The 9,040-nt window shown below is 64.6% G+C and carries 9 protein-coding genes and 2 pseudogenes; 10 read left to right on the top strand and 1 reads right to left on the bottom strand.

The window, feature by feature from the left end; genetic code table 11:
- The 9 genes and pseudogenes from JaAD80_RS26320 to JaAD80_RS26280 all read left to right on the top strand — a co-directional run.
- Positions 1-182: pseudogene (locus JaAD80_RS26320) on the top strand (tRNA U-34 5-methylaminomethyl-2-thiouridine biosynthesis protein); the annotation flags it as partial.
- A gap of 197 nt (positions 183-379) precedes the next feature.
- On the top strand, positions 380-877 hold the full coding sequence (locus JaAD80_RS26315; protein WP_102298971.1) for a rhodanese-like domain-containing protein: 498 nt from the start codon (positions 380-382) through the stop codon (positions 875-877).
- Between the two features lie 19 nt (positions 878-896).
- Positions 897-1,883 carry a serine O-acetyltransferase EpsC gene (epsC, locus tag JaAD80_RS26310; RefSeq protein WP_102298970.1) on the top strand — a complete coding sequence of 329 codons (987 nt, stop codon included), beginning with the start codon at positions 897-899 and terminating at the stop codon, positions 1,881-1,883.
- Between the two features lie 7 nt (positions 1,884-1,890).
- Entirely contained in the window at positions 1,891-2,115 is a 225-nt protein-coding gene (locus JaAD80_RS26305; protein ID WP_034784364.1) for a helix-turn-helix domain-containing protein, read from the top strand.
- Positions 2,116-2,232: 117 nt separating this feature from the next.
- The gene (locus JaAD80_RS26300; RefSeq protein WP_092801784.1) at positions 2,233-3,165 is read left to right on the top strand and encodes a family 2A encapsulin nanocompartment shell protein; all 933 of its coding nucleotides are present in this window, start codon (positions 2,233-2,235) and stop codon (positions 3,163-3,165) included.
- Positions 3,140-4,933: a family 2A encapsulin nanocompartment cargo protein cysteine desulfurase gene (locus JaAD80_RS26295; RefSeq protein ID WP_102298968.1), complete on the top strand. Its 1,794-nt coding sequence runs from the start codon at positions 3,140-3,142 to the stop codon at positions 4,931-4,933. Before JaAD80_RS26300 ends, JaAD80_RS26295 begins: the two co-directional genes overlap by 26 nt.
- Before the next feature lie 170 nt (positions 4,934-5,103).
- Positions 5,104-5,823 carry a sensor histidine kinase KdpD gene (locus JaAD80_RS26290; protein ID WP_102298966.1) on the top strand — a complete coding sequence of 240 codons (720 nt, stop codon included), beginning with the start codon at positions 5,104-5,106 and terminating at the stop codon, positions 5,821-5,823.
- An 11-nt stretch (positions 5,824-5,834) separates the two neighbouring features.
- Complete coding sequence (locus tag JaAD80_RS26285) at positions 5,835-7,565, top strand: tetratricopeptide repeat-containing response regulator (protein ID WP_102298965.1); 1,731 nt, start codon at positions 5,835-5,837, stop codon at positions 7,563-7,565.
- Positions 7,549-7,845, top strand: a complete 297-nt coding sequence (locus JaAD80_RS26280; RefSeq protein ID WP_258003192.1) for a hypothetical protein — start codon at positions 7,549-7,551, stop codon at positions 7,843-7,845. The genes JaAD80_RS26285 and JaAD80_RS26280 overlap by 17 nt, the downstream gene beginning before the upstream one ends.
- A 21-nt stretch (positions 7,846-7,866) precedes the next feature.
- Here JaAD80_RS26280 and JaAD80_RS26275 read toward each other — a convergent pair whose 3' ends face one another.
- A complete protein-coding gene (locus JaAD80_RS26275; protein ID WP_102298961.1) occupies positions 7,867-8,604 on the bottom strand; it encodes a PhaM family polyhydroxyalkanoate granule multifunctional regulatory protein in 738 nt (245 codons plus the stop codon).
- A gap of 152 nt (positions 8,605-8,756) precedes the next feature.
- On the opposite strand from JaAD80_RS26275, the pseudogene JaAD80_RS26270 reads away from it, so the two are divergent.
- Positions 8,757-9,040, top strand: a pseudogene (locus JaAD80_RS26270) (hypothetical protein); the annotation flags it as partial.

Below are 9,040 nucleotides of genomic sequence, written 5' to 3'. Positions count from 1 at the left end.
CCCGCTGGCCCGGCCTGCATGGCTTGCTGGGCTACGCCTCGCGCGGCCTGATCTGGGCGCCGCTGGCGGCCGAGTTCCTGGCCTGCCAGCTGGAAGGCGAGCCGCTGCCGCTGGAACGCCAGTTGGCAGAGGCGCTTGACCCGGCGCGTTTTCTACTTCGCGAACGCCGTAGAGCTTCCTGATGACACCCAGAGGCAAATTCCGGGGTCGGCCCCTCAGGGGGAATATGCCCCAATGGGGCATATTCCGATTCCGAAGGAACTGACCCCATATACGTTTTTCAGCTTTCCAAACTCTTTTTAATTTGTTTTCCGAACAACATAAGTTCGCTACAGTGGACTCGTGCTGGTTTTTGACGACGAAATAATGAGGTGGAATGATGGCTGCTGCAGAACTGGTTTTCGATCCCCGCGCCGCGCACGGCGAGGGGGCGTTCGAGGAGGTGCTCAATCACGCGCGCACCCAGGCGCAGGCGCAAGGCTTGCCGTATGCGGGCGTCGTCAGCGCGCAGGATGCGTGGCAGCTGGTGCAGGCCGGCAAAGCCGTGCTGGTCGACGTGCGCACCAACGAGGAGCGCACCTTCGTCGGCTACGTGCCGCAATCGCTGCACGTGGCGTGGGCGACCGGCACTGCCATGAACCGCAACCCCCGCTTCGTGCGCGAACTGGAAGCGAAGGCGGGCGGCAAGGAGGCCGTGGTGGTGCTGCTGTGCCGCAGCGGCAAGCGCTCGGCGCTGGCCGCCGAAGCGGCCGCCAAGGCGGGCTTCACGCACGTCTTCAACATCGCCCAGGGCTTCGAGGGCGACCTCGATGCACAGCAGCAGCGTGGCCACAGCGGTGGCTGGCGCTGGCATGCGCTGCCCTGGCTGCAAGACTAACCGACCCTTCAGGACCATCATGAACCAGCGTGCCTTGCCTTCCGCCTCCCTTGCCGCGCAGCCGCAATGGGAACTGCACCAGATCGTCGATGAATTGCGCGCCGTGCGCGAACGCTGGCGCGATGGCTTGCTGCGCCACCAGGAGTGCGGCGCGCGCGAATTTCCCTCGCGCCAGCATCTGCGCGACATCGTCACCGCCCTGTGCGCGGCCCTGTTTCCCATGCGTCTGGGGCCACTGGACCTGCAGCAGGAAAGCGAGGATTTCTTTGTCGGCCATACGCTCGACACGACACTGACAGGTTTACATGAACAGGTGCGGCGCGAACTCAGTTACCACGCGCGCCAGCATGGCTTGCAGCAGACGGTGCCCGTGGAACAGCAGGCGCTGGCCATCGTGCAGCGCTTCGCCCGCGCGCTGCCGCGCATCCGCGCCCAGCTCGACACGGACGTGGCGGCCGCCTTCCATGGCGACCCTGCCGCGCACAGCGTCGATGAAGTGCTGCTGTGCTATCCGGGCATCCTGGCCATCATCCATTACCGTTTGGCGCACACCCTGTATGCGCTGGGGGCACCGCTGGTGGCGCGCATCATCGCCGAAGTGGCCCATTCGCAGACGGGCATCGACATTCACCCGGGCGCCGTCATCGGCAGCAGCTTTTTCATCGACCATGGCACGGGCGTGGTGATCGGCGAGACGGCCATCATCGGCGAACGCGTGCGCATTTACCAGGCCGTCACCCTGGGCGCCAAGCGTTTTCCCGCCGGCGAAGACGGCGTGCTGAAAAAGGGACTGGCGCGCCATCCCATCGTGCAGGACGACGTGGTGATTTACGCGGGCGCGACGATACTCGGCAGGGTGACGATAGGCCAGGGCTCCGTCATCGGCGGCAATGTCTGGCTGACGCGTAACGTGGCCCCCGGCAGCAATGTCACGCAAGCCCACAACCAGCAGGAGGCAGCGGAGCTGCCGGCGTCACTGCTTCCAGTCTTTGCCCACCACCCATGAGGACAGCATGTTGATCAAACAGTTTGGACTGGCCGTGCGCCAGTTGCGCGAAGGGCATGGCTGGTCGCAGGAACGGCTGGCCGAAGCGGCCGACTTGAACCGCTCGTTCATCGGCGAAATCGAACGGGGCGCCGCCACGCCGTCGCTGCTGACGGTGGAAAAACTGGCCGGCGCGCTGGGCATCGGCCTGGCGGGCCTGATGGCCCGCTGCGAACCGGAGTTGGTGGATTAGCTTATTGGATTAAACGCCGCGTTGATGGCGATAGCATGTTGAGAGAACCGAGGAGACGCTGGATACTTTATTTGTTTTTCAGATAAGCATATTCACTTTTCTCATTAGGAGTCGTTGATGGCCGAAGCAACCCCCGATAGCCAGTTTGCGCTGGGCGATAATGCCGCGCGCCAGCTGGCCAATGCCAGCAAGAGCGTTCCCCAGCTGTCCACCATCACGCCGCGCTGGCTCGTGCATCTGCTGCAATGGCTGCCCGTGGAAGCGGGTATCTACCGCCTCAACCGCGTCAAGAACCCGAAGGACGTGCGCGTGGCCTGTTCGCAGCGCGACGAGTCGGAACTGCCACAAACCTTCGTCGACTATGACGAGCAGCCGCGCGAGTATTTCCTCAATGCCGTCAGCACGGTGCTCGACGTGCACACGCGCGTGTCGGACCTGTACAGCAGCCCGCACGACCAGATCAAGGAGCAGCTGCGCCTGACCATCGAGACGATAAAGGAGCGCCAGGAAAGCGAGTTGATCAACAATCCCGATTACGGCCTGCTGGCCAGCGTGCACGACGACCAGCGCATCTTTACCCTGACGGGCGCGCCCACGCCGGACGACCTCGATGAACTGCTGACAAAAGTGTGGAAGGAGCCGGGCTTCTTCCTCGCGCACCCGCTGGCCATTGCCGCCTTTGGCCGTGAATGCACGCGCCGTGGCGTGCCGCCACCGACGGTCAGCCTGTTCGGTTCGCAGTTCCTCACGTGGCGCGGCGTGCCGCTGGTGCCGTCCGACAAACTGCCGATCGAAGACGGCAAGACCAAGATCATCTTGCTGCGCGCGGGCGAACAGCGGCAGGGCGTGATCGGCCTGTTCCAGCCTGGCCTGGCGGGCGAGCAAAGCCCGGGCCTGTCCGTGCGCTTCATGGGCATCAACCGCCACGCGATTTCGTCCTACCTGATTTCGCTGTATTGCTCGCTGGCCGTGCTGACGGACGACGCGCTGGCCGTACTGGAAGACGTGGAGATCGGTAAATACCATGACTACCCAGACACCTACAAGTGATGGCGCGGCGGGCTTGCCTGCCGTTCCGTTCTTGCCCGACGAAGCGACCCTGAACCGCCTGGCAGGTGAATTCTTTGCCCGTTTGCCGGGCTTGGACAAGTCACCCAGCCTTGGCGGCTCCGGCAGCGTGCTCGATGCGGCACCCCGCTATGCGAACCGTCCGCCGCCGCAGCCCGGCCCTTCCTTCGCCGCCATCGCCCCCGGCGTGGCGACGGCGCAGGTGCCGCCCGTGAAGGCGCCGCTGGAGTCGCCCATCGCCCCGGCGCCAGCCTCCTTGCCGACGCCGCGCGCATCCAGCCTCGCTGCGCCGTCGCCGTATTACTTTGTCGGCGGCGCGCATGGCTATCCCGCATCGAGCCACAAGCTCGATGGCCTGGCGCAGCAGGGGCTGGGCCAGGCCGCGCCCGACGATGTACAGGGACTGTTTGCCACGCCGCGGCACGCATCCGCGCGCCAGCTGCCCGTCGCGCCGGCTTCCGGCCAGCCCGCGTTCTATTTCCAGACCGAGCTGCCCCCGGCGACGCAGCCGGGCCAGCGGCAGACGCCGGCGCCGTTCGACGTGCACGCCGTGCGGCGCGATTTTCCCGTGCTGGCGGAAAGGGTCAACGGCAAGCCGCTGGCCTGGTTCGACAACGCGGCCACCACGCACAAGCCGCAGTCGGTGATCGACCGCATCGCATATTTCTATGCACACGAAAACTCGAACATCCACCGCGCCGCGCACGCCCTGGCGGCGCGCGCCAGCGATGCGTATGAGGCGGCGCGCGCCAAGGTGGCCAATTTTCTGGGCGCCGCCTCGGCCAATGAAATCATTTTCGTGCGCGGCGCCACCGAGGGCATCAACCTGGTGGCCAATACCTTCGGTCGAAAATACATCGGCAGCGGCGACGAGATCATCGTCTCGCAGCTCGAGCACCATGCCAACATCGTGCCGTGGCAGCAGCTGGCAGCGGAGAAGGGCGCGACCCTGCGCGTGATGCCCGTCGACGACAGCGGGCAGATCATCCTCGATGAATTCCGCAAGCTGCTCAACGGGCGCACCAAGCTGGTGTCCGTGACGCAGGTATCGAATGCCTTGGGGACGGTCACGCCCGTGGCGCAGATCATCGCGCTGGCGCATGCGGCCGGCGTGCGCGTGCTGGTCGATGGCGCGCAAGCCGTGTCGCATTTGCGCGTGGACGTGCAGGCGCTGGGCGCGGACTTTTATGTGTTCTCGGGGCATAAAGTGTTTGGCCCGACGGGCATCGGCGCCGTGTATGGCAAGGCGGACTTGCTGGAGCAATTGCCGCCCTGGCAGGGTGGCGGCAACATGATCGCCGACGTCACGTTCGAACGCACCATCTATCAGGGCGTGCCAAACCGTTTCGAGGCGGGCACGGGCAATATCGCCGATGCCGTGGGCCTGGGCGCGGCCATCGATTACGTGCAGCGCATCGGCCTGGAAAACATCGCCGCCTACGAACACGCGCTGCTGGAATATGCGACGCACCACCTGCAAACGGTACCGGGCGTGCGCCTGATCGGCACGGCGTTGGACAAGGCGAGCGTGGCCTCGTTCGTTCTGGCCGGCTACGCGCCGGCGGAGGTAGGGCACGCCCTGAACGACGAGGGCATCGCCGTGCGCTCGGGCCACCACTGCGCGCAGCCGACCTTGCGCCGCTTCGGCGTGGAAGCGACCGTGCGGCCGTCGTTCGCCTTCTACAACACGTATGAGGAGATCGACCGCATGATCGCGGTGGTGAAACGCCTGGCGGCCGCCCGGCGCTGATCCTGCCACGACGCTGTTCCATGCCGCCCCTGCGCCAGCGGGGGCGGCATTGTTGCGTCAAGTCACGGACTTTGCGCGCGGCTGGCGGGCCTCCGCAGGCTGGCGGTATAATTTATCCTTGGCAATATCAAGCCGCGGCGCCGTGCCGCCGGCGCCCGAGGAGATATCCGGTGGAAGATCAACGCAGCTCGCCCGAGCTTTTCCTGTTCCTGGCGTCGACCGTGCACGACATGAAAAATTCGATCAGCGTGGTCAGCGGCACGCTGGAATCATTGCTGGCAGCCGAGCAGGCCAAGGCCTCGCCGCAGGCGGATCCCGCCTATCTGCAGATGGCGCAGATGCTGTACCAGACCAAGCGTCTCAACGATAACCTGATCCAGCTGCTGGCCCTGTACAAGGAAGTGGGCAAGCCCGGCTACCCGTTTGACGTGCAGCCGCAGCTGGTCAGCCAGGTGATCGGGCAGGTGGTGGACCAGGAAAAAATCCTGCTCGCCTCGAAAGGCATCGCCCTGGAGACGGCTTGCCCGCCCGAGCTGATCTGGACCCTCGACGAAGACCTGGTCATCGGCGTGCTGGCGCATGCCATCAACAACGCCATCCGCTACACGCGGGACACGATCCGCCTGTCCGCGCGCCAGGTGGGCGAGGTGCTGGAACTGCGCGTGGAAGACAACGGCGAGGGCTACACGCAGGCCTTGCTCGACGCGGGCAGCGCGGCCATGGATGGCATGGCGGCCGGCGTGAACTTTTCCACCAACAGCACGGGCCTGGGCCTGTATTTTTCCAGCGAGGTGGCGAAGATGCACAAGCACCGGGGGCAGGGCGGCAGCATCGCGCTGGAAAACGGCGGCGCCCTGGGCGGCGGCTGTTTCATCCTGCGCCTGCCCTGAACGAGGACATCATGGCAACCGACAGCCACGCCACCGCCGCCGAAGCGGGCAGCACCGACTGGGCCGACAAGCACTATCTGCTGGTCGACGACTTCATCGGCATCCGCATCCTGCTGCGCGAATCCTTGCGCAACCTGGGCGCGCGCCATATCGACCAGGCGGCCAGCGGCGGCGAAGCCATGAAGCTGCTGGCCAAGACGCGCTACGACGTGGTGCTGTGCGATTACAACCTGGGCGAAGGCAAGAATGGCCAGCAAGTGCTGGAAGAGACGCGCGTGCGCAACCTGACGGCGCCGTCCAGCGTGTGGCTGATGGTCTCGGCCGAGAAAAGCGTGGAATCGGTGATGGGCGCGGCCGAGCACCAGCCCGATGCGTATCTGATCAAGCCGATCACGGAAGGCGTGCTGCTGACGCGCCTGAACCGCGTGTGGCACAAGAAGCAGGTGTTCCGCGAAATCGACCAGGCCTGCATGGAAAAGGATTATCTGCGCGCGGCCAAGCTGTGCGACGCGCAGATCGAGGTCAACAAGCTGCACGAGCTGGAACTGCTGCGCATGAAGGCGTCGTTGCTGCTGAAAAGCGGCGAGCCGGAAAAGGCCCGCGCCGTGTATGAGAAAGTGCTGGCCGAGCGCGATTACAGCTGGGCCAGGGCGGGCCTGGGCAAGATCCGCATGAATAACGGCGAGCACGAGGCGGCGCGGCAGATTTTCCAGGGCGTGATCGTGGAAAACAAGTATTACATCGACGCCTACGACCAGATGGCCACCGCCTACCAGCTGATGGGCCAGCACGAGGAAGCGTGCGGCGTGCTGGAAAAAGCGGCGCGCCTGTCGCCCAATTCCGTGCCGCGCCAGCGCAACCTGGGCCTCGCTGCGCTGAAGGTCGGCAATGTCGGCATGGCGGAAAAGGCTTTCCGCAAATGCGTGTCCATCGGCGAGTTTTCCGTCATGAAGACGCCGGACGCCTACCTGGGCCTGGCGCGCGTGTGCGGCCTCAAAAAGGATGCCAAGGAAGCGCTGCAGTGGCTGCTGCTGGCGCAGCGCGAATTCCCGCCCGAGCAGATCGGCTTGCGCGCGAAGATCACGGAAGGCATGGTGCACCACGAAACGGGCGACTACCGGCGCGCGCGCAAGTGCGGCGACGAGCTCGAAGCCATGCTGGCCGAGGATCCGGTGCGGCCGGAGAAAAGCATCTGCATGGAACTGGCGACCCTGTTGTTTGCCGTCGGCGTGAAGGATGCGCCGGCCGGCCTGCTGTGCTACGTGGTGAAAAACAACCACGACAACCAGGTGGTGCAGGACGAAGTGCAAAAGATTTTCGACAAGGCCAAGATGGGCGACGAGGGCACCAGCCTGATCATCGCTGCGCGCAAGGAAGCGTCGGACCTGATGAACAAGGGCGTACTGCTGTGGAAGACGGACAAGCTCAACGAAGCCGTCAGCTGGATGCGCGCGGCGCGCGAAAAGCTGCCGAACAACCTGCGCATCCTGTTCAACTCGGCGCAAATCATCGTCTCGTTCCTGCAGCAGCGCGGCTATCAGGCGGACTTGGCGGCAGAAGCCATGGAAGTGTTGTTGTATGTAGACAAAATTGCACCAGGCCAGCAACGCTTCGCCCAATTGATGGAGCAGCTGGTGCAATTGACGCCCCCGCCCGGGCCGGAAGAGGTGGCCGTGGTGCTGGAAAAGGCGGCGCCGGCGGCGGAAAATCCGGGAAAAGCCGTGCGTGAGCGCGCCGGATGATAAACTAGGGGCCAGCGTGGGCTTGCCCGCGCTTGAGTTGCTTTACAACAATAAGGAAGAAACTATGCGTGATGTGGTCAATGAAGTATACAAAAAAATGAAAGTCGGCGCCGTTGCCTGGGTACGCCCGGTGGCCGCCAAGGGAGACACGCTGGAAACATTCCAGACTTCGTACGAGCACGCCAAGGCGCTGGCCGACGAAGGCCTGATCACGATCGGTGACGTAAAACGCCAGGCCGATAACCAGATCGAGGCGATCCGCATTCATCGTATCGCCTGATCATATCGCCGGCTTGACGCGCTAGGCCTTGCCTGGCGTTTTGGACTTGGGCGCCGCGCGCTTTGCCGGTGCCTTGCGCAGCGGGGCCTTGGCCTTGGCTGCCGTGCCAGCTTCTGCGGGCTTGGCGGCCTTGCTGGCTGCCGGCTTGGCCGTCGTGCCCGCCGTGCCGCCGCCAAAGCTGACCGCAGCCGCGCTGGCCGCATCGGGCGACATCGCCGACGACACCGCCTGCTTGAACTGATCTTGTAACAAATTCCACCAGGCACTTGGATTGCCCAGCTGGGCTGCCGCATGGCTGCTGGCGTCGCTGGACGCTGGCGCCGCAGGGGGCGCTACCGGTTCCGGCGCGGGCGCGGGCGCAGGTTTGGGGGCAGGGGCGGACGCCGCAGGTGCCGCCTGCTGGAAAAACGCGGAAGCGTAGGGCACGGATTCAAATACCGATTTCTCGCTGGCGCCAGGCTGGGTAATGGCAGCCGCCAGCGAGGCACCCATCGATTTCAGGGTGGCGATGGTGCCGCGTTGCACTTCCAGGGCCTGGATACTGCCGCGCAGCATGCTGGTATTGAGGTTCAGCCAGGCTTCGACGGCTTTCAGGTCATTGATTTTCTTGTCCAGCTCTTCCACCGACATGGTGGGCGCCGTGATGCCGGGCACGCCCATGCCAGGCACGCTCATGCTGCCCCACAGGTTTTTGACGAAGTCGAGCGTATCGGTCACAACTGCTGCGCCCGGCATTTGGGGAATTTGCGGGTTTGCCATGCGAAATCTCCTGGTAGATGGATGGTCCTAGGGTAGCAGATATCAGCTTGCAACTGACACAGCCACGCCAACATTTTCTTACATAAAACATCAGAAGTTGAGCACGGGCAAGAGGCAGGAAATGCGGCGGAGGCGTTACACTACGCCTCATGATGCCCGCTTCCTTCTTTTCCTCGCCGCGCCGCCGCACCGTCATCTTCGTCGCGGTAATCGGCGCCTTGCATCTTGTGGCGCTGGAATGGCTCACGTCGCGTGCCAGCATGGTGCCGCTGAAGGCGGACGGCACGCAGGTGGTCAGCCTGGCCCTGCTTGCCGAAGCGCCCAAGCCGGAGCCTGTGCCGCCGCCACCGCCCGAGCTGTCCGTGCCCAAGCCCAGGCTGCCGCCACCGCCGCCGCTGACGGACTTGCCGTCGAGCGAGGCGCCGCAGGCCACCAT

This window comes from Janthinobacterium sp. AD80, assembly GCF_002878455.1.
In the GTDB taxonomy this organism is placed as follows: Bacteria; Pseudomonadota; Gammaproteobacteria; order Burkholderiales; family Burkholderiaceae_D; genus Janthinobacterium.
The sequence above is the reverse complement of the archived record's forward strand: the minus strand, read 5'-3'. Positions and strand labels throughout refer to the sequence as shown.

What these genes read in the sequence shown, in the direction of transcription:
- epsC (WP_102298970.1), top strand. Translation starts at nt 897, where the DNA reads ATGAACCAGCGTGCCTTGCCTTCCGCCTCCCTTGCCGCGCAGCCGCAA.
- JaAD80_RS26305 (WP_034784364.1), top strand. Translation starts at nt 1,891, where the DNA reads ATGTTGATCAAACAGTTTGGACTGGCCGTGCGCCAGTTGCGCGAAGGG.
- JaAD80_RS26295 (WP_102298968.1), top strand. Translation starts at nt 3,140, where the DNA reads ATGACTACCCAGACACCTACAAGTGATGGCGCGGCGGGCTTGCCTGCC.
- JaAD80_RS26275 (WP_102298961.1), bottom strand. Translation starts at nt 8,604, where the DNA reads ATGGCAAACCCGCAAATTCCCCAAATGCCGGGCGCAGCAGTTGTGACC.
- JaAD80_RS26285 (WP_102298965.1), top strand. Translation starts at nt 5,835, where the DNA reads ATGGCAACCGACAGCCACGCCACCGCCGCCGAAGCGGGCAGCACCGAC.
- JaAD80_RS26300 (WP_092801784.1), top strand. Translation starts at nt 2,233, where the DNA reads ATGGCCGAAGCAACCCCCGATAGCCAGTTTGCGCTGGGCGATAATGCC.
- JaAD80_RS26315 (WP_102298971.1), top strand. Translation starts at nt 380, where the DNA reads ATGGCTGCTGCAGAACTGGTTTTCGATCCCCGCGCCGCGCACGGCGAG.